Raw genomic sequence first — 18,049 nt, 5'->3', positions numbered from 1 at the left:
GCCCCCGTCGGGTGACGGGGGCCGGAGCCCGGGCGCTGTTCGACGCGGGTTCGGAGGTCAGTCGATGCCGGGCAGGATGTGCGGCTCGGCCAGATCGTCCTCGTAACCGGCCAACCTGATCGGGGCCGAGCGGGCCCAGACCTCGATGTTCCGGAGCTTCTCGGGCCGCTGGGCCCGCGCTCGGGCGGCGTCGGCCGGACGCGTCTCGCTCTTGGTCATTTCAGGTGTCACCGCGGACTCCTTTGTGTCGCGTAACCCCGGGGCGGTAACGACGCTGCGGCTGTGAGAACCGTGTCGTCCGCCCGCTGCGGGGCAGGGGCAGAAACAGTTCGGTCGCGGTGGCGCCGTTACGGGGCGGGACGTCGGACTGCATAAAGACCTGTCCCAGGACGGCCGAGGAAGTTTTGTGGGTCCCTTGGTGGCGTCCGTTCACCTCAGACTAACCAAATGAGCACCATCGCGCTCGACAGAACGTATGGCCTGGGTCACTTTCAGCCAACGGAAATGGTGGCGAACCCCCTGGCCAGGGGTCGCCACCGTGGCACCTGTCCACGCGGGTGACCTGCGGGGCCGAAGTCTCCGGGGGTGCGGGAGAGGCCGAAGACGCGGGAGCGGTCAGAGCTACGGGAGGGGTACGGCGACAACCGGCCAAGGCCCCCGGCACGACTCACGGCCGGGTGCCGTCCCGGGTCACCAGCCGGCGGGCGCGTAGTCCTTCAGGAAGCAGCCGTACAGCTCTTCGCCCTCCTCGCCGCGGACGATCGGGTCGTAGACCCGGGCGGCGCCGTCGACCAGGTCGAGCGGGGCGTGGAAGCCCTCCTCGGCGAGCCGGATCTTGTCGGGGTGCGGGCGCTCGTCCGTGATCCAGCCGGTGTCGACGGCCGTCATGAGGATGCGGTCCTTCTCGAACATCTCCTGGGCACTGGTGCGGGTCAGCATGTTCAGTGCCGCCTTGGCCATGTTGGTGTGCGGGTGACCCGCTCCCTTGTAGCCGCGGCCGAACACGCCTTCCATCGCGGACACGTTGACCACGTAGGAACGCCCGGACGATGTCCTGGCCATGGCCGGGCGCAGCCGGCTGATCAGGATGAAGGGCGCGGTCGAGTTGCAGAGCTGGACCTCGAGGAGCTCGATCGGCTCGACCTCGTCCACGGTCTGGATCCAGCTGTTGGTGTCGTGCAGGTCGGGCACCAGACCGCCGGCGTCGATCGCGGTTCCCGCGGCGATCCGGGCCGGCGACGCGGATCCGGTGACGAGCGCGAGGTCCGTGACGTCCTGGGCGCTCAGCCCCTGCCCCTCGTGCCGTGCGGCGGGCAGCGCGGCGACGCGGTCGACGGTGCCGCTGCCGAACGTGCCGATCACCTCGGCGGCGGGCAGTTCGCCCGTCGGCAGCGGCGCGGACTCGGCGCCGAGCAGCTCGCTGTAGGCCTGCGGAGACCGGCGGACCGTCTGTGCGGCGTTGTTGATCAGGATGTCCAGCGGGCCTTCGGCGGCGACCGAGTCGGCGAGCGCGACGACCTGGGCGGGGTCGCGCAGGTCGATGCCGACGATCTTCAGGCGGTGGATCCACTCGTCGCTGTCCGGCATCGCCTTGAAACGGCGGATCGCGTCGTTGGGAAAGCGGGTGGTGATGGTGGTGTGCGCACCGTCGCGCAGCAGCCGCAGCGCGATGTACATGCCGATCTTGGCGCGGCCGCCGGTGAGCAGGGCCCGGCGTCCGGTGAGGTCGGTGCGCGCCTCGCGCCGGGCCCGGTTCTCCTTGGCGCACTGCCGGCAGAGCTGGTGGTAGAAGGCGTCCACCTCGACGTACCGGGTCTTGCAGATGTAGCAGGAGCGGGGGCGCTGGAGTATGCCCGCGATCTCGGCGGAGGCCGAGGAGGACGGGAGGACGCCCTGCGTCTCGTCGTCGATACGGTCGGCGGAGCCGGTCGCCGTCGCCTCGGTGACGGCCTTGTCGTGCGCGGTCTTCGTGGCACGGCGCTCCTGACGGCGACGCTGCTTGACCGTGCGGTAGATGCCCGCGGTCGCACGGCGTACGACGACGGCGTCCGGGTGGTCGACCTCGATGGTGTCCAGCTCGTCGAGCACGCTCAGGCAGACGGCCAGCCGCTCCGGGTCGATACCGGGACCGAACTCGTCGGTACCGGGAGCGAACTCCTGGCTGTCCTCTGTCACCGTCATCGCCGTTCCTCTGTCACTCGTCACTCGCGCCGCTGCCGGGCTTCGGCGGGGCTTCGGTGGGGAGGGGGCCCGGCAGGGTGCCGGCGAGGGCCGGCGCGCCATGGGCCGAATGCCCCGGTCAAGTCTGCCACGAGTCGGAAGCTGCTCGGTTCGGCCGTCGGGCCTGGCCCTGAGGGCTGCCCATCAGCCGACCGACAGCGGGGTGGCGATGTCCTCCAGCGACTTCTGCTCGGCGGCCACCGCGAAGAAGCACGCGACCACTCCGGCCGCCACCATGAGGGCGGCCCCGACACAGAACGCGAGGACGGTGTCGCCGACCACTCCACTGCCGGTCAGCTCGGCGAAGACCAGCGGGCCGGTGATGCCCCCGGCCGCCGTGCCCACCGCGTAGAAGAAGGCGATGGCCATGGCCCGGGTCTCCATCGGGAAGATCTCACTGACGGTCAGGTAGGCGGAACTGGCACCGGCGGAGGCGAAGAAGAGGACGAGGCACCAGCAGCCGGCCATGGTGACGGCAGTGAGCCACCCGGCCCCGAAGAGCCACGCGGTCGCGAAGAGCAGGAGGCCGGAGAGGACGTACGTCCCCGCGATCATCGGTTTACGCCCCACCGTGTCGAAGAGGCGGCCGAGGAGCAGCGGCCCGAGGAAGTTGCAGAACGCGATGACGGCGAAGTAGTAGCCGGTGACTCCGGTGGGCACGTCGAAGAACGTCACCAGGATCGAGCCGAAGCCGAAGGTGATGGCGTTGTAGAGGAACGCCTGCCCGATGAAGAGGGAGAGCCCGAGCACCGCCCGTTTCGGGTACACGCGGAACACCGTGCGGGCGATCAGCCCGAAACCGATGCTCCCGCGCTGCCGCACGGTGATGGCCGGCTCCGCCGGAGGGAGGGCACGCCCGGTCTCCGCCTCGACCTCGCGCTCCACCTGGTCGACGAGCTTCTCGGCCGCCTCGTCGCGCCCGTGGATGAACATCCATCGCGGGCTCTCCGGTACGTGACGGCGTACCAGCAGGATGACGAGCCCGAGGACCACGCCGAGGGCGAAGGTGAGCCGCCAGCCGATGTCCTTCGGGAAGATGTCGGTGTTCAGGGCCACCACGGAGAGCAGGGAGCCCGCCACCGCCCCGAGCCAGAAGCTGCCGTTGATGATGAGGTCGACCCGGCCCCGGTACTTGCTGGGGATCAGCTCGTCGATGGCCGAGTTGATCGCCGCGTACTCCCCTCCGATCCCGAATCCTGTGAAGAAGCGGAAGAGGAGGAACCACCAGGCCGAGAAGGAGGCCGCGGTGAGCGCGGTGGCCGCCAGGTAGACGGCGAGCGTGACGAGGAACAGCCTCTTGCGTCCGAAGCGGTCGGTGAGCCGGCCGAAGACCAGTGCGCCGGAACAGGCGCCCGCCACGTAGAGCGCGGCCGCGATGCCGGTGACCTGGGCACCGCTGACGGCGAGTCCGCTTCCGTCCTCGGAGAGCCTGCCGGCGATGTTGCCGACGACCGTGACCTCGAGACCGTCGAGAATCCAGACCGTGCCGAGCCCGATGACGATCATCCAGTGCCATCTGGACCAGGGCAGTCTGTCGAGCCGTGCGGGAATCCTGGTCGTGACCGTCCGCCGTCCGAGTCCTGCCGCACCGACGTCACTCACGGCGCCTCCCTCTGCTCTCCGGAAACACCACTCGTGCCCGGAATGAGGCGCTCCTCACACTCACCCCTGAAACAGGATGGACAAATAATCCCTGAAGCCATCAAATACCCCCCGTTCGGTGTCGGTCCGGGCTACGGCAGCCCCCGCACCTGAGACTCCGGCGAAGAAACTTCGGAGTCAGCAGGCATGAGTTCCGCGATGCGGGGCATGCGCCGGTCACCACAGCGGTATTCCAGGGAGGGCGACATCATGACGGCAGTGTCAGTGCGGACCACCGAAGCGATCGGCGCGGCGGCGACGCGGCGAGACGAGACGGCCAAGGGTTCCGACACCGCTGCTCTTCCGTGGATCGAGGACGCGGGCAAGGTCGCTCCCCAGGACGCGCGCGCGATGTCCAAGCTCTTCTTCGACCGGATCCAGGTCCTCGAAGAGGGCACCCACGAGCACCAGTACGCGCGCAACACCCTCATCGAGATGAATCTCTCACTGGTGCGCTTCGCCGCCTCACGCTTCCGCAACCGGGGCGGTGACGACACCGAGGACATCATCCAGGTCGGCACGATCGGCCTGATCAAGGCCATCGACCGGTTCGACCTGTCGCGCGAGGTGGAGTTCGCCACCTTCGCGGTGCCGTACATCGTGGGCGAGATCAAGCGCTTCTTCCGGGACACCACCTGGTCCGTGCACGTGCCGCGCCGGCTCCAGGAGCTGCGCGTCGAGCTCGCCAAGGCCAAGGAGCAGCTGTCGGCGAAGCTGGACCGCGACCCGACCGTCGCGGAGCTCGCCGCGCACCTGGACCTCCCGGAGGAGGAGATCATCGAGGGCCTCGTCGCAGCCAACGGCTACTCGGCCGGCTCGCTCGACACCCCGAGCGCCGACAGCGAGTCGGGCAGCGACCAGCGGGCATACGCCGAGCTGCTCGGCGAGGACGACCCGGCCATGGAGAGCGTCGAGAACCTGCACACCCTGGCCCCTCTGCTGCGCCAGCTCGACGACCGCGAGCGCAAGATCGTCCAGATGCGCTTCGGCCAGGAGATGACGCAGGCGCAGATCGGCGCCGAGCTGGGCGTCTCCCAGATGCACGTGTCCCGTCTGCTCAGCCGCATCGTGCAGCGCCTTCGCGCGGGCATGAGCGTCGACGCCTGACCCGGGGAAGACCGATCAGAACGACTGAGGCCCGGCCAGGTGCCGGGCCTCGGTCACATATGCTTCCTGCCGATACGGCCGTGGGTGTCCCGAGCCGTCCGTCGGAGGGGTGGAGTGTGACCGAGCCGTTGGACACCTCTGCGCGCGCAAGGGATCTCGGCCTGATTCCGGAGCAGCAGAGTGTGCTTGCCGCTGCCGACTCGTCCGTCTGGGACGTGGACGCGGACGCGGCTCTGCTCCTGGTCGAGGACGACGCGGGCGACGCGCTCCTGGTCGAGGAGATGCTCACCGACAGCGAGCTGGACGCCCGGCTCACCTGGTGCAAGACGCTGGCCGAGGCCCGGCGGTTCCTGCTCGCCTGCCGTACGCCGGTCTGTGTGCTGCTGGACCTCCACCTGCCCGATGTGAACGGCCTGGACGCGGTCCGCCAGCTCGTCGGGTCGGCGCCCGACGCCGCGATCGTCGTGCTGACGGGCATGGCCGAGTCCGAGACCGGCCTGTCGGCGGTGGCGCACGGCGCCCAGGACTATCTCGTGAAGGGCCGGATCGACCCCGAGGCCCTGAGCCGCGCGGTCCGCTACGCACTCCAGCGCAAGTACGCCGAGAGGTCGGCTGCCGCCATGCGGACCAGCAGGCTGATCGAGCAGGAGAACGCCCGCCTCGAACGTGCTCTGCTGCCGATACCCCTGCTGCGGGACGAGAGCTTCCGGGTCGCCGCCCGTTACGAGGCGGGACGCGCCCACGGGCTGCTGAGCGGCGACTTCTACGACGTGGTGCAGACCTCGGACGGCACGGTGCACGCCGTGATCGGCGATGTGTCCGGGCACGGGGCCGCGGAGGCCGCGCTGGGCGTGTGTCTTCGGGTTGCCTGGCGCACGGCCGTGCTGACCGGTGTCGGCCAGCTGGGGAAGATCGGCCTCCTGGAGGAGATACTCGTCGCCGAGCGGTCCGATCCCCATGTCTTCGCGACCGTGACCACGCTGGTCTTTCCCCCGGGCGGGGACCGCGTGCTGATCGCGCGTGCCGGACACCCCGGTCTGCTCCTCCGGTGCGGGACCCAGGTCAGCTGGGTCGAGCCCGAGATGGGCATGGCCCTCGGGCTGCTGCCGGGCGTGGGGCGGTGGGCGATCACGGAGCTGGCGCTGTCACCCGGCAGCGAGGTGGTCCTGTTCACCGACGGACTGTTCGAAGGACGTACGGGGCCCAAGTCCCGGCTGGGCGAGGAAGGGCTTCTGGCGATGGCAGGGAAGAACGGAGCGCTGGAACCGCGCGCGTTCGTGGACGCACTGGTCGCCGAGGCCACCGAGAGCGCGTCTCCGTACGGCGGACTGGCCGACGACGTCGCCGTACTCCACCTGGGCTGGAGGGCGCGGTCATGAGCGCCGGGGAGACGCCGGGCGGTCGGCCCGGTCCGATAGCACGCCTGTCGGTGCAGAACTGGGTCCACCTGATCCTCGCCGGTTTCGTACTGGTGGTCTGTGGCTGCCTGGTAGTGGGCGGGCTCGTCCTCTCCCGCATCTCCGACCGGACCACGGACCTGGTGGACCGCATCCAGCCCGCCCGCGCCTCCTCCTTCCAGCTGCAGAACTCGCTGCTCGACCAGGAGACCGGGGTGCGCGGTTTCGCGCTCACCGGCGACCAGTCGTTCCTGGAGCCTTACGAGGCGGGCATGAGGGCCGAACGGGAGCGGCTGTCCCGGGTGCGGACGCTGATCGGGGACGAGCAGCCGTACCGCGGGGACTTGGACCGGATCGCGAAGGCCGCCCAGCAGTGGCGTGTCCGGCAGGCGGAGCCGCTCATAGCCACCGTGCGCGAGAACGGGCCCACCGGCGCGTCCTCGGCGCCTATCCTGCGGAGCAAGTCGGAGTTCGACGCTCTGCGCCTCCTCTACGCCGCCCAGCAGAGTCATCTGGACGACGCCCGCGACCAGGCCCGTGCCGAACTGGACGACGCGCGGACCACGCGCGACCGGGTCCTCCTGGCACTTGTGATCGGCTTCGTGCTGACCGTCGTGTCACTCAGTCTGCTGCTGCACCGCGTGGTGGGCCGGCCGCTGGGCGCGTTGACGGCCGCCTCCGACCGGGTGCGGTCGGGCTCGTTCAGCAGCAGGATCGAGGTCAGCGGCCCGTCGGACGTCAGAGCGGTCGCGGAGGCCGCCGAGGACATGCGCCGGCGGCTCGTCGCGGAGCTCGCGGAGTCGCAGGAGCGGGAGACGCTGCTCGCGGAGCAGACCTCTGAGCTGCGCCGGTCCAACTCCGAGCTGGAGCAGTTCGCGTACGTCGCATCGCACGACCTGCAGGAACCGCTGAGGAAGGTGGCGTCCTTCTGCCAGCTGCTGGAGAAGCGGTACGGCACGGAGCTGGACGACCGGGCGAAGCAGTACATCACCTTCGCGGTCGACGGAGCCAAGCGGATGCAGGTCCTCATCAACGACCTGCTGACGTTCTCCAGGGTGGGCAGGGTGCAGCAGAGCTGGAAGCCCGTCGACCTGGAGAACTCCCTGACCCGGGCGCTGTCCAACCTCACGCTCGCCCTCGAGGAGTCCGGGGCCACGGTCGTCCGTGACGACCCCCTGCCGGAGCTGCTCGGCGACTCGACGTCCCTCACGATGGTCTGGCAGAACCTCATCGGGAACGCGGTCAAGTTCCGCAGGCCCGACGTTCCGTGCCGGATCACCGTCGGATGTGTGCGGGAGGAAGAGAAGTGGCACATCACGGTCGCCGACAACGGGATCGGGATCGCGCCGGAGTTCGCCGACAAGGTGTTCATCATCTTCCAGCGGCTGCACGCCCGTGACGAGTACGAGGGAACCGGGATCGGGCTCTCCCTCTGCCGTAAGATCATCGAATTCCACGGTGGCCGGATCTGGCTGGACCCGGAGCCTTCCGAGGGCACACTGTTCCACTTCACCCTGCCCGTCCTTCCAGAGGCACCCACGCACACCACGGCGGAGCTGCTCGCCCCCGCCGCACTGACCCCCCGGTCGGGAGACAACCTGTGAACGACTACGTAAGGCCCATCGAGGTCCTCCTCGTCGAGGACGATCCCGGTGACGAGCTGATGACCCGTGAGGCGTTCGAGGACAACAAGATCCGCAACACCCTGCACGTGGTGCGCGACGGGCAGGAGGCGCTGGACTTCCTCTACCGGCAGGGTGACCACCCGGACGCCCCCCGCCCGGACCTGGTGCTTCTCGACCTGAACCTGCCGAAGTACGACGGCCGGCAGGTGCTGGAGCAGATCAAGACGGATCCGGAACTGGCCCTGATCCCGGTGGTGGTCCTCACGACGTCCTCCGCCGAGGAGGACATCCTCCGCAGCTACAAGCTGCACGCCAACGCCTACGTCACCAAGCCGGTCGACCTGGAGCAGTTCATCGGCGCGGTGCGCCAGATCGACGACTTCTTCGTGAGCGTGGTGCGCCTCCCGCCGCGTGCGTAGGATCTGTCCGGATCCCCTGGAGTGGATTCTCTCGGCGTGGGTACACGAACGGCGAGAAGAGGTCTGCGACCTCCCCTGCGGCACCCTGGCTGGAGCACATGAAGGAACAGGCCATCTCACGGCCGGACGATACCTGTAACAGGTCACCGTCCTCAGACGTTCTGCTCACCGCCGAGGTCTTCGACGGTGAGCCGGGTTGCATCGCCCAGGCCCGCGCGCTGGCCGACCGCTTCCTCGCACAGCTCGTCGCCGAGTGGATGGCCGCCCTCGGCGACAACACCCGCAGCGACCTGATGCTGGCGGTCAGCGAGCTCGTCACCAACGCGGACCGCTACAGCCACGGCCCGTACCTGCTGGAGCTCGAGGGCAACGCACGGCACATCAGCGTGACCGTGTACGACACCAGCACGGCCCTTCCGGTGCTCTACTCCCCCGACCCCGGCCGCCTCGGCGGTCACGGCATGGAAATCGTGGTCGCGCTGTGCGACCGGCTCACGGCGGAACTGGTGCCCGTGGGGAAGCGCATTCGAGCCGAGTTCCAGCTCAGCACCTGAACCGGACCCGACGGCGGTGACGGACGCCCGCTCCGGTCGGAGCGGGCGATTTCTGCATATTGTTGACGATCTCGTGACCGCGTGGCAGCACGGTGTCACCTCTCCGACGAACTTCTGAGCCCTGGGGCCAGGAGGACTACCGTCGAGAGGAGGACCAAGGAGTGATGTACGTACTACTGGAGCAGTACGCCGAATCGCCCACTCAGGGACGACGACGTGGAGGCTCCGACGGGACATCGTGGTGCCCATGAGTTCCCTCGCGTTTTCCGTGCTGCTGTCACTGGTCTCCGCGGTCGCGTACGCGGCCGGTGCCATCGTCCAGGAGCACGTGGCCGCAGCCGGTGGCAGCCGCCCGTACGCACCGCTGCGCAACGGTGCGTGGTGGGTGGCTGTGGCGCTCAACGGCGTGGGGGCCCTGCTGCACGTGGTGGCACTGGCGTACGGGCCGCTCAGCCTCGTGCAGCCGCTCGGCGCGCTGACGATCGTCTTCGCGCTGCCGATGGCCGCGGTCTTCGTGCACCGCAGGGCGGGCCGCACGGCATGGCGGGGTGCGGTGATGGCCACGGTGGGCCTGGCCGGGCTGCTGGCTCTGACGGGCAGCGCGGGATCGCACTCGCTGGCCGGGCCTGAGCAGTTCGTGCTGGCGACGGGGACGGCCGGCGCCGTGGTGGTCGTGCTCGCCCTGGCCAAGGGCCTGCACCGGCCGATGCCGCGCAGTGTGGTGCTGGCCACCGGCGCCGGAATCGCGTTCGGTATGGCCTCGGTGTTCACGAAGACCGTGGCGGTGGAGTGGACGTCCGGATCGGTGCGTTCGGGGCTGCCGACCCTGCTGGTCATCGCGGGACTCGCCGCGGCCGGGCTGCTGCTGTCCCAGGCCGCCTACCGGGGCGCGGGGCTCACCGCGCCGCTCGCGACGGTCACCGTGGTCAATCCGGTGGTCGCCGCCGCGGTGGGCATCACCATGTTCGGGGAGCAGTTCCGGTACGGCGTGGCGGGAACGGTGCTCGCCGTGGCCTGCGGTGCGCTGGCCGCGGCCGGCCTGGTGCTGCTGACGACCGAACGGGTCGGCGCGGAGCGGCGTACCACGGAGGTCGGCACACGACCGGGCGGGCCCTCGGCCGAGGCGCCGGAGGAACCGGACGTACGTCACACAGTGACGCTGCCCGAACCGTCGAAACCTCCGGTCGGCACCACGGGGGCGCGTCTGCCGGACCCTTTTCCGGCACCGACGGCGCTGTCACTGCCTCTGACCATGCCGCTGGACCACGGCGGCGGACGCGTGCGGTTCGACGGCGAGAGGCCCGCGGCAGGTCCGGCACGCCGGGGTGAATTAGGTTCTCTCGTCTGAGTCCCGCTGGATCACGCTGGATCGGGGCGGGGTCCGGAGGTGGGCTCGCGACGCCGGTCCCCGCGAGCCCGTTCCGGGGAACACCGGCGTCCTCGCGGACGGCAGGTCCCGGATCGGCTCAGACGGCGGCGCCACCGGCCCTGAGGTAGGCGAGCGGGTCGACGTCGGATCCGTAGCCGGGGCCGGTGCGGATCTCGAAGTGCAGATGCGGTCCGGTGCTGTTGCCGGTGGATCCCGAACGCGCGATCCGCTGCCCGCCGCCGACCTGCTGACCGGCGCGCACGTGGAGCGAGGAGAGGTGCGCGTACTGGCTGTACCTGCCGTCGCCGTGCCGGATGACGACCTCGTAGCCGTACGCGCCGGCCCAGCCCGCGGAGACGACCTTGCCGGACCCCACGGCCTTCACCGAAGTGCCGGTGGGGACGGGGAAGTCGACACCCGTGTGGTAGCCGCTCGACCATGAACCGGCCTGGTGGTACGGGGTTCCGGTGCGGGCCGACACGGGCGCGGTGAGCCCGGAGCGGGGCTCGGCCGCCTTGTGCTCGGTCCTGGCGGCAGGCTTCCTGGCCTCGGGGGCCGCCTTCTGCTTCGCCTTGGGGGCCTCGGCCCTCGGGGCGGGCTTCTCGGCTGCCTTCTCTTTCGGGGCTGCCTTCTGTGTCGGGGCTGCCTTCTCCGCCACCTTGCGCTGCGGGGCCGCCGTCGGCTTCGAGGACGTACCGGGCGTGACCGACACGTCGAGGGTCAGCCGCTGGCCGGGAAGAATGAGGTCGGGGTCGGCGCCGACCACCGCGCGGTTCGCGGTGTACAGACGCTCCCAGCCGCCCCGGACCCGCTCGGCGGAGGCTATCGCGGAGAGGGAGTCACCGTGCGCCACGGTGTAGGACTCGCGCTTGCCGGGCACGGCCGTCGGTGACGTCTTGCCCGCCACAGCGTCCCGGACGGCCTTCTTCGGTGTCGGGGACGCCTTGTCCTGCGTGGTCGTGACGGGCTGGGCCGCGCGGTCCGACTGCGGGGCGATGCCGGGGGCGTCGCCGCCCCGCTCCAGACCCGCGCTCACCGAACACGTCGGCCACGCGCCGGGCCCCTGCCCGTCCAGCACCTTCTCCGCGACCGCGATCTGCTGGTCCTTCGTCGCAAGGTCGGCCCGCGCGGCATAGGCGGTTCCGCCGTACGCGGCCCAGGTCGACCGGGTGAACTGCAATCCGCCGTAGTAGCCGTTGCCGGTGTTGACGTGCCAGTCGCCCGTCGACTCGCAGGCGGCGACCTTCTCCCACACATCGGCCGAGGCGGCGCCCGCCGAGGCAGCGGCGAGAAGCGGGAGAGCGATGCCCGCGCCTCCCGCCGTCACCGTGAGCGAAGCGCGGTTGATCCGGCTGGGCTGGTATCTGCGGTGCCGTCCGTTCGCGGCCATGATTCAGGCTCCCCCACTCGCAGTAGCACACGTCACAAGCGGCCAACTTATGGGCATACAAAGGACGGTGACAAGTGAACAGTCGGTACCGACCACCCTCGCGCTCCGGCGCACAACCCCCTTGGCCGATCGAGAAGCCGGTGTCGCGGTGCTCCGGCAAGTGGGAGAGCGCTCTATCAACTCGCCTTGCTGATGCTATAAATGCGCTCATGACGGATGCTCTGCGACCGACCGGTGCGGCGCCCACCCTGGAGGACGTCGCGAGGGCCGCAGGCGTCTCGCGCGCCACGGTCTCGCGGGTCGTCAACGGCGTGCGCAACGTCGACCCGGCGATCCAGGAGGCCGTGCGACGGGCGGTCTCCGTGACGGGCTACGCGCCCAACCGTGCGGCCCGGTCGCTGGTCACCCGCAGGTCCGACGCCATCGCGCTGGTGGTGTCGGGAGCAGGGGTCGAGCCGGATGGCGGGACCCCTGCGGCCGAGGAGGCGTCCTTCACGGCCCAGGTCTTCGCGGACCCGTTCTTCGGCCGAGTGGTGACGGGGGTGGTCGACTACCTCAGGCCACGCGGGATGCACCCGGTGCTGATGTTCGCCGAGACCTCGCGGGCCCGCGAAGAGGTGGTGACGTATCTGCGTCAGGGCAGGGCGGACGGCGCGCTGATCGTGTCGACGCACGCCGAGGACCCGATGCCGGGGCTGATGACCGACGCAGGACTGCCGGCGGTGCTCTACGCGCGCCCCGCCCGGCCGGTGGGCATCAGCTACGTCGACCTGGCCCACCGGGACGGCGCCCGGCTGGCGGCCGAACACCTGCTGGCACGCGGCTGCGTCAGGATCGCGACGATCAGCGGGCCGCTGAACGTGCCGGCGGGACAGGAGAGGCTGGCGGGCTTCCGGGAGGCGATGGCGAGCCACGGACACGGCCACCCGCCGGTGGCCGAGGGGCAGTTCACCCAGGAGAGCGGGGAGGCCGCGATGGAGCGGCTGCTCTCCGAACACCCCGGTCTGGACGGGGTGTTCGCCGGGAACGACCTCATGGCCGTGGGCGCCTGCCACGTGTTGCGGGAGCACGGCAGGCGGGTGCCGGAGGACGTGGCGGTGATCGGCTTCGACGACAGCAGGGCCGCCTCCGCGTGCCGGCCGCCGCTCACGACCGTGCGTCAGCCGGTCGAGGACATGGCGGCGGAGATGACGGGCCTTCTGCTCGACCGGCTGGCGGCACCGGCCCGGCCGGTGACATCGGTGATCTTCGAACCGGTGCTGGTGGTACGGGACTCCGCGTAGGTCTCGGACACGGGCCCGCCATCGCGCGCGCCGCCCGAACGACCCACCGCCGGCCCGGACGCCCGACGCCGACCGGGGACGCCCGGCGGCCTGCGCCCCCGGACACCCGCCGCCCCGGAGGGCGCCCACGCGCCCGGACTGCCGACGTCCCGTAGGGCACACCCGCACCCCGGAGGCCCGCCGCCCAGCCCCTCCCGCCGCTCGCCCTGGCCCGGAGCGGCCGGGTCGGTCGCACCCTCATCCCGCCGCAGCGCGGCCTCGCCCCCGGAGGGCCGACGCGGGGGTGCGTTCGGACGCCTCGGTGGCGTCCGGGAGGCGCAACCGCGCGGGGCGGGTGCCGCCGCGAGCCAGGAAGTCGGACAAAGGCAGGGTCGCGGCGCCCACCGTGACCGCGTCGGGACCCAGGTGCCCCAGGTCGATCGTGGTGCGGGCGACCGCGTGCCGGAGCGCGTACTCCCGGGCGTAGCGGCGGATGTCCGGGAGCAGGTGGGGGCCGATGAGCAGGCCCGCCCAGCCGCCGAGCAGGATGCGTTCGGGCAGGAAGAGGTTGACCAGGTCGGCCAGTGCCGCACCGAGGCATTCGGCCGTCTCGTCCAGGATCGAGACCGCCACGGGGTCCGGGGGGCCTTCGCCCGGGCCGGGGTACGCGGCGGCGAGCAGCGCGGCGAGGGCGGTCTCGTCGTCGGCGTCCGGGGGCAGCGGGCCGCCCGCCTCCTGCCAGCGTTCGCGCATCGCCTCCGCACCCGCGTACGCCTCCAGGCAGCCGATGGAGCCGCAACGGCACCGGCGGCCCCTCAGCTGCACCGTGGTGTGGCCCCACTCCAGGGCCGCGTTCGAGAGGTCCTCGTCGAGGATGTCCCCCCGGTTGACGCTCGCGCCCACACCGGAGCCGATCAGGGCGACGGCGGCCGTTCCGGCACCCCGGCCTCCACCGAACCACATCTCGGCCTGCCCCAGCGTCTTGGCTCCGTTGTCGATGAAGAACGGGACCTCGGGCGGTATGTCGACGGCCTCGCGGAGCATCCGCTCGAAGGGCACCGCGCTCCAGCCGATGGTCTGCCCGTGCACGACCGCGCCAGGACCGCCCGCGGCCTCCGACGCGTCGCGTTCGATGATGCCGGGCACCCCGATCCCGATGCCGAGCAGCAGCCGCGGGTCCGCCTCCGCGTCGCGCAGGACGTCGGCCACTCCCCTGCGGACGTGGCTGACGATGCGCTCGACGTCGTATCCGTGCTGGGCGAGCAGGCGGTCGGTACGGGCGAGCTCCGTGAGCGAGATGTCGAACAGCTCGACACGGACGCGGGTCTCGCCGATGTCGATGCCCACGAACAGTCCGCTCCCCGGGGCGATGCGCAGCAGGGTCCGGGGGCGCCCGCCGTCGGAGTCGACTATCCCGGCCTCCTCCAGGAGCCCTTCCGAGGCCAGCTCGGCGACCACGTTGCTGATGGATCCCGAACTCAGCCCGGTCGCGGGGCCGAGCTCCTGACGGCTCAACGGGCCGTCGACATACAACCGTTGCAATACCCTCGCGCGGTTGCCCCTTCGCAGGTCACGCACGGTCCGTCTGCTGCGCTCAGCCATGTTGCTCCCTTCGTCCAGGCAACATACCCCGACCCCAACCCTTGACGCGCACTTTCTTCACCTCTTAAATCACATCTTAAATTAAGAGCGGAAGGGCGGTTCGGATCCCGAACCCAGCCCTCCCCGGAAAGGGGCCACCTTTCATGCGTCACCTCAGAGCCGCAGCAGCCGTCACCCTCGCCATGTCCGTCGCCGCAGGAGTCACCGGCTGCGGGGGCGGAACGTCCGCGGGCGGCAGCAACGATTCGCCGAAGACCCTGACGTACTGGGCGTCCAACCAGGGGCCGAGCATCGAGGCCGACAAGAAGATCCTCACCCCCGAGCTGAAGAAGTTCGAGAAGGAGACCGGGATCAAGGTGAAGCTGGAGGTCGTCCCCTGGGCAGACCTGCTGAACCGCATCCTCGCCGCCACCACGTCGGGACAGGGCCCCGACGTGCTGAACATCGGCAACACCTGGTCGGCTTCGCTCCAGGCCACCGGGGCGCTGCTGCCCTGGGACGACAAGAACTTCGAGGCGATCGGCGGCCGGGACCGCTTCATCGACTCGGCGGTCGCCTCGGCCGGCAAGGAGGGCGAGCCGCCCGCCGCGGTTCCGCTCTACTCGCTGTCGTACGCCCTCTACTACAACAAGAAGATGTTCGCCGACGCGGGCATCACCACACCTCCCGCCACCTGGGACCAGCTCGTCGAGGACGGCAAGAAGCTGTCCAAGGACGGCAAGTGGGCCCTCGGCGCCGAGGGCGCCAACCTCTCCAACAACATCCACCAGACGTTCGTCCTCGGGCGTCAGCACGGCGCGGACTTCTTCGACGCCCAGGGCAAGGCGGACTTCACCTCCGAGGGCGCCGTCGCGGCGGTGAAGCAGTACGTCGACTTCATGGCCAAGGACAAGATCATCGCTCCGGGCAACGCCGAGTACGCCCAGAACCAGTCGCTCACCGACTTCGCCAAGGGCCGCACGGCCATGGTCCTCTGGCAGGCCGCGGCCACCACCTTCGCCGCACAGGGCATGAAGCCGGAGGACTGGGGGGTCGCACCCGTCCCCGTCCCCTCGGGCGCCCCGGGAGCCGGCGAGCAGACCAACTCCATGGTGGCCGGCATCAACATGGCGGTGTTCAAGAACACCAGGAACATCGACGGCGCCAAGGAGTTCGTGAAGTTCATGACGAGCGACGAGGAGCAGAAGATCCTCTGCCGGACCTACGGGTCGATCCCGCCCGTCAAGGCCGCGCAGTCGGACGCCGCGTTCTCCGCGCCCGAGCTGAAGGTCCTGCGCGACACGCTCGCCACCAGCGCGGCTCCCCTCCCCCAGGTACCGAACGAGTCGCAGTTCGAGACGGCGGTGGGCACCGCGGTGAAGGAGCTGTTCGCGGACGCCGCGGCCGGCACCCCCGTGACGACCGAATCGGTCAAGGCACGCCTGGACAAGGCCCAGCAGACGATGCAGCAGCAGTGAGGCACTCTTCATGACCGCCGTGACCACCGATCCCCAGGTCGACAAGTCCGACAGGGTGAGGAGCACGGGCACCGGGGGTGCGCGCGGGCGACTGCCGCGCATCCCCGACCGGATCCGCCGAGGCGGACTGCCCTACCTCCTGCTGCTCCCCGCCGTGCTGCTCGAACTCCTGATACACATCGTCCCGATGATCATCGGGATCGTGATGAGCTTCCGTCAGCTCACCCAGTTCTTCATCAACAACTGGGGCGGGGCGCCCTGGACCGGCCTCGACAACTACCGCATCGCCGTCGACTTCGACGCCCCGATCGGCGAGGCACTCCTGCACTCGTTCCTCGTCACCTGCGTCTTCACGTTCTTCGCCGTCGGACTGGCCTGGCTGTTCGGCATCGCCGCGGCGGTCATGCTTCAGGAGAACTTCCGCGGCCGGGGCTTCCTGCGGGCCGTCTTCCTCGTCCCGTACGCCCTGCCGGTCTACGCGGCGGTCATCACGTGGGCGTTCATGTTCCAGCGCGACAACGGGCTGGTCAACCACGTCCTGCACGACCAGCTCGGGCTGACCGGCCAGCCGTCCTTCTGGCTGATAGGCGACAACAGCATCTACGCGCTGATCATCGTCTCCGTGTGGAAGGGCTGGCCGTTCGCCTTCCTGATGCTGATGGCCGCCCTGCAGAACATCCCGCGCGAGCTCTACGAGGCGGCCTCGATCGACGGCGCCGGCATCTGGCAGCAGATCCGCAGGATCACGCTGCCCTCGCTCCGGCCCGTCAACCAGGTCCTGGTGCTCGTCCTGTTCCTGTGGACGTTCAACGACTTCAACACGCCGTACGTCCTGTTCGGGAAGTCGGCACCGGAGAACGCCGACCTGATCTCGATCCACATCTACCAGTCGTCGTTCGTCACGTGGAACTTCGGCAGCGGTTCGGCGATGTCCGTCCTGCTGCTGCTCTTCCTTCTGGTCGTGACGGCCGCGTACCTGTTCCTCACCTCACGCGGAAGGAAGGGCGCCGATGCCTAGCCCCGCCCGGTCGCGCGTCCGGTCCCCCATGGCGGCGCCGCGGTCCTTCCTCTGGACCCGGCGAGTCGTCCTGACACTGCTCGCGGGATTCGTCCTCCTGCCGGTCTACGTCATGATCAGCAGCTCCCTGAAACCGCTCCAGGACGTCTCCGGGAAGTTCCGGTGGATCCCGACGGAGCTGACGGTCCAGCCCTACTTCGACATCTGGGACACCGTCCCGCTCGCCAAGTACTTCGTGAACTCGCTGATCGTGGCGGGCGCCGCGACGGTCCTCTCGGTGACCATCGCGGTGTTCTCGGCCTACGCCGTGAGCCGCTACGGCTTCCGCGGCAAGCGGGTGTTCACCGTCACGGTGCTCTCCACCCAGATGTTCCCGGGGATCCTCTTCCTCCTCCCGCTGTTCCTGATCTTCGTCAACATCGGCAACAGCACCGGCCTCGCCCTGTACGGCTCACGGGGCGGACTGATCCTCACCTATCTGACGTTCTCGCTGCCCTTCTCCATCTGGATGCTGATCGGCTACTTCGACTCCATCCCGAAGGACTTGGACGAGGCGGCGCTGGTGGACGGCTGCGGCCCGGTCCGGGCACTGTTCCGGGTCGTCGTGCCGGCCGCCGTGCCGGGGATCGTCGCCGTGTCCGTGTACGCGTTCATGACGGCGTGGGGCGAGGTGCTGTTCGCCTCCGTGATGACGAACGACGCCACCCGCACCCTGGCGGTCGGCCTGCAGGGCTACGCCACCCAGAACGACGTGTACTGGAACCAGGTCATGGCCGCCTCGCTCGTCGTCAGCGTGCCCGTGGTCGCGGGCTTCCTTCTCCTGCAGCGCTACCTCGTGGCCGGGCTCACCGCGGGGGCCGTCAAGTGACGCACGAGGAAGGGCAGCCGGTGAACGACCTCGACCCCCTTCCGACCGACTCCACCCGGGGCGTCGCCACGCGGAGCTGATCCGCGCGGTCTCCGAAGACCGGCCGCACCCGGTGGCCTG

15 protein-coding genes are annotated in these 18,049 nt (G+C 70.0%); 10 read left to right on the top strand and 5 right to left on the bottom strand.

What is annotated here, in order from left to right:
* Positions 1–57 precede the first annotated feature (57 nt).
* The 3 genes from AB0I83_RS26385 to AB0I83_RS26375 all read right to left on the bottom strand — a co-directional run bounded on the left by AB0I83_RS26385 (position 58) and on the right by AB0I83_RS26375 (position 3,822).
* Entirely contained in the window at positions 58–231 is a 174-nt protein-coding gene (locus tag AB0I83_RS26385) for a hypothetical protein (protein ID WP_356530090.1), read from the bottom strand.
* Positions 232–690: 459 nt separating this feature from the next.
* Positions 691–2,181, bottom strand: a complete 1,491-nt coding sequence (locus tag AB0I83_RS26380) for an SDR family NAD(P)-dependent oxidoreductase (protein WP_363306376.1) — start codon at positions 2,179–2,181, stop codon at positions 691–693.
* 183 nt (positions 2,182–2,364) lie between these two features.
* Positions 2,365–3,822 carry an MFS transporter gene (locus AB0I83_RS26375; protein WP_363306375.1) on the bottom strand — a complete coding sequence of 486 codons (1,458 nt, stop codon included), beginning with the start codon at positions 3,820–3,822 and terminating at the stop codon, positions 2,365–2,367.
* 249 nt (positions 3,823–4,071) lie between these two features.
* Here AB0I83_RS26375 and AB0I83_RS26370 point away from each other — a divergent pair, with 249 nt between their 5' ends.
* From AB0I83_RS26370 to AB0I83_RS26345, 6 genes are all read left to right on the top strand, one after another.
* Positions 4,072–4,968 (top strand): RNA polymerase sigma factor SigF, encoded by an 897-nt coding sequence (locus AB0I83_RS26370; RefSeq protein WP_356839489.1) that lies wholly within the window; start codon positions 4,072–4,074, stop codon positions 4,966–4,968.
* Positions 4,969–5,129: 161 nt separating this feature from the next.
* Complete coding sequence (locus AB0I83_RS26365) at positions 5,130–6,347, top strand: fused response regulator/phosphatase (RefSeq protein ID WP_363306429.1); 1,218 nt, start codon at positions 5,130–5,132, stop codon at positions 6,345–6,347.
* Positions 6,344–7,969: a CHASE3 domain-containing protein gene (locus AB0I83_RS26360; protein ID WP_363306374.1), complete on the top strand. Its 1,626-nt coding sequence runs from the start codon at positions 6,344–6,346 to the stop codon at positions 7,967–7,969. The genes AB0I83_RS26365 and AB0I83_RS26360 overlap by 4 nt, the downstream gene beginning before the upstream one ends.
* Complete coding sequence (locus AB0I83_RS26355) at positions 7,966–8,409, top strand: response regulator (protein WP_356529505.1); 444 nt, start codon at positions 7,966–7,968, stop codon at positions 8,407–8,409. The genes AB0I83_RS26360 and AB0I83_RS26355 overlap by 4 nt, the downstream gene beginning before the upstream one ends.
* Positions 8,410–8,507: 98 nt before the next feature.
* The gene (locus AB0I83_RS26350; protein ID WP_363306373.1) at positions 8,508–8,963 is read left to right on the top strand and encodes an ATP-binding protein; all 456 of its coding nucleotides are present in this window, start codon (positions 8,508–8,510) and stop codon (positions 8,961–8,963) included.
* Positions 8,964–9,210: 247 nt separating this feature from the next.
* Positions 9,211–10,311 carry a DMT family transporter gene (locus AB0I83_RS26345; RefSeq protein WP_363306372.1) on the top strand — a complete coding sequence of 367 codons (1,101 nt, stop codon included), beginning with the start codon at positions 9,211–9,213 and terminating at the stop codon, positions 10,309–10,311.
* Positions 10,312–10,429: 118 nt separating this feature from the next.
* Here the strand turns inward: AB0I83_RS26345 and AB0I83_RS26340 are convergent, their stop codons facing one another.
* A complete protein-coding gene (locus AB0I83_RS26340; RefSeq protein ID WP_363306371.1) occupies positions 10,430–11,722 on the bottom strand; it encodes a transglycosylase family protein in 1,293 nt (430 codons plus the stop codon).
* Positions 11,723–11,931: 209 nt separating this feature from the next.
* On the opposite strand from AB0I83_RS26340, the gene AB0I83_RS26335 reads away from it, so the two are divergent.
* On the top strand, positions 11,932–13,005 hold the full coding sequence (locus tag AB0I83_RS26335; RefSeq protein WP_356529499.1) for a LacI family DNA-binding transcriptional regulator: 1,074 nt from the start codon (positions 11,932–11,934) through the stop codon (positions 13,003–13,005).
* A 237-nt stretch (positions 13,006–13,242) separates the two neighbouring features.
* Here the strand turns inward: AB0I83_RS26335 and AB0I83_RS26330 are convergent, their stop codons facing one another.
* A complete protein-coding gene (locus tag AB0I83_RS26330; protein WP_363306369.1) occupies positions 13,243–14,586 on the bottom strand; it encodes an ROK family transcriptional regulator in 1,344 nt (447 codons plus the stop codon).
* Positions 14,587–14,729: 143 nt separating this feature from the next.
* On the opposite strand from AB0I83_RS26330, the gene AB0I83_RS26325 reads away from it, so the two are divergent.
* Genes AB0I83_RS26325 through AB0I83_RS26315 form a run of 3 tightly spaced genes read left to right on the top strand, consistent with a single transcriptional unit; the run spans position 14,730 to position 17,929 of the window.
* Entirely contained in the window at positions 14,730–16,043 is a 1,314-nt protein-coding gene (locus AB0I83_RS26325; RefSeq protein WP_363306368.1) for a sugar ABC transporter substrate-binding protein, read from the top strand.
* Between the two features lie 10 nt (positions 16,044–16,053).
* A complete protein-coding gene (locus AB0I83_RS26320; protein WP_363306367.1) occupies positions 16,054–17,061 on the top strand; it encodes a sugar ABC transporter permease in 1,008 nt (335 codons plus the stop codon).
* The gene (locus AB0I83_RS26315; protein ID WP_356529493.1) at positions 17,054–17,929 is read left to right on the top strand and encodes a carbohydrate ABC transporter permease; all 876 of its coding nucleotides are present in this window, start codon (positions 17,054–17,056) and stop codon (positions 17,927–17,929) included. Before AB0I83_RS26320 ends, AB0I83_RS26315 begins: the two co-directional genes overlap by 8 nt.
* Positions 17,930–18,049: the final 120 nt, after the last annotated feature.

Origin of the sequence: Streptomyces sp. NPDC049970 (assembly GCF_040660235.1) — a bacterium.
Lineage (GTDB): Bacteria > Actinomycetota > Actinomycetes > Streptomycetales > Streptomycetaceae > Streptomyces.
Note: the sequence above shows the minus strand (reverse complement) of the source record. Positions and strands in the feature narration are given on the sequence as shown.

What these genes read in the sequence shown, in the direction of transcription:
- AB0I83_RS26380 (WP_363306376.1), bottom strand. Translation starts at nt 2,181, where the DNA reads ATGACGGTGACAGAGGACAGCCAGGAGTTCGCTCCCGGTACCGACGAG.
- AB0I83_RS26370 (WP_356839489.1), top strand. Translation starts at nt 4,072, where the DNA reads ATGACGGCAGTGTCAGTGCGGACCACCGAAGCGATCGGCGCGGCGGCG.
- AB0I83_RS26360 (WP_363306374.1), top strand. Translation starts at nt 6,344, where the DNA reads ATGAGCGCCGGGGAGACGCCGGGCGGTCGGCCCGGTCCGATAGCACGC.
- AB0I83_RS26350 (WP_363306373.1), top strand. Translation starts at nt 8,508, where the DNA reads ATGAAGGAACAGGCCATCTCACGGCCGGACGATACCTGTAACAGGTCA.
- AB0I83_RS26345 (WP_363306372.1), top strand. Translation starts at nt 9,211, where the DNA reads ATGAGTTCCCTCGCGTTTTCCGTGCTGCTGTCACTGGTCTCCGCGGTC.
- AB0I83_RS26340 (WP_363306371.1), bottom strand. Translation starts at nt 11,722, where the DNA reads ATGGCCGCGAACGGACGGCACCGCAGATACCAGCCCAGCCGGATCAAC.
- AB0I83_RS26335 (WP_356529499.1), top strand. Translation starts at nt 11,932, where the DNA reads ATGACGGATGCTCTGCGACCGACCGGTGCGGCGCCCACCCTGGAGGAC.
- AB0I83_RS26330 (WP_363306369.1), bottom strand. Translation starts at nt 14,586, where the DNA reads ATGGCTGAGCGCAGCAGACGGACCGTGCGTGACCTGCGAAGGGGCAAC.
- AB0I83_RS26325 (WP_363306368.1), top strand. Translation starts at nt 14,730, where the DNA reads ATGCGTCACCTCAGAGCCGCAGCAGCCGTCACCCTCGCCATGTCCGTC.
- AB0I83_RS26320 (WP_363306367.1), top strand. Translation starts at nt 16,054, where the DNA reads ATGACCGCCGTGACCACCGATCCCCAGGTCGACAAGTCCGACAGGGTG.
- AB0I83_RS26315 (WP_356529493.1), top strand. Translation starts at nt 17,054, where the DNA reads ATGCCTAGCCCCGCCCGGTCGCGCGTCCGGTCCCCCATGGCGGCGCCG.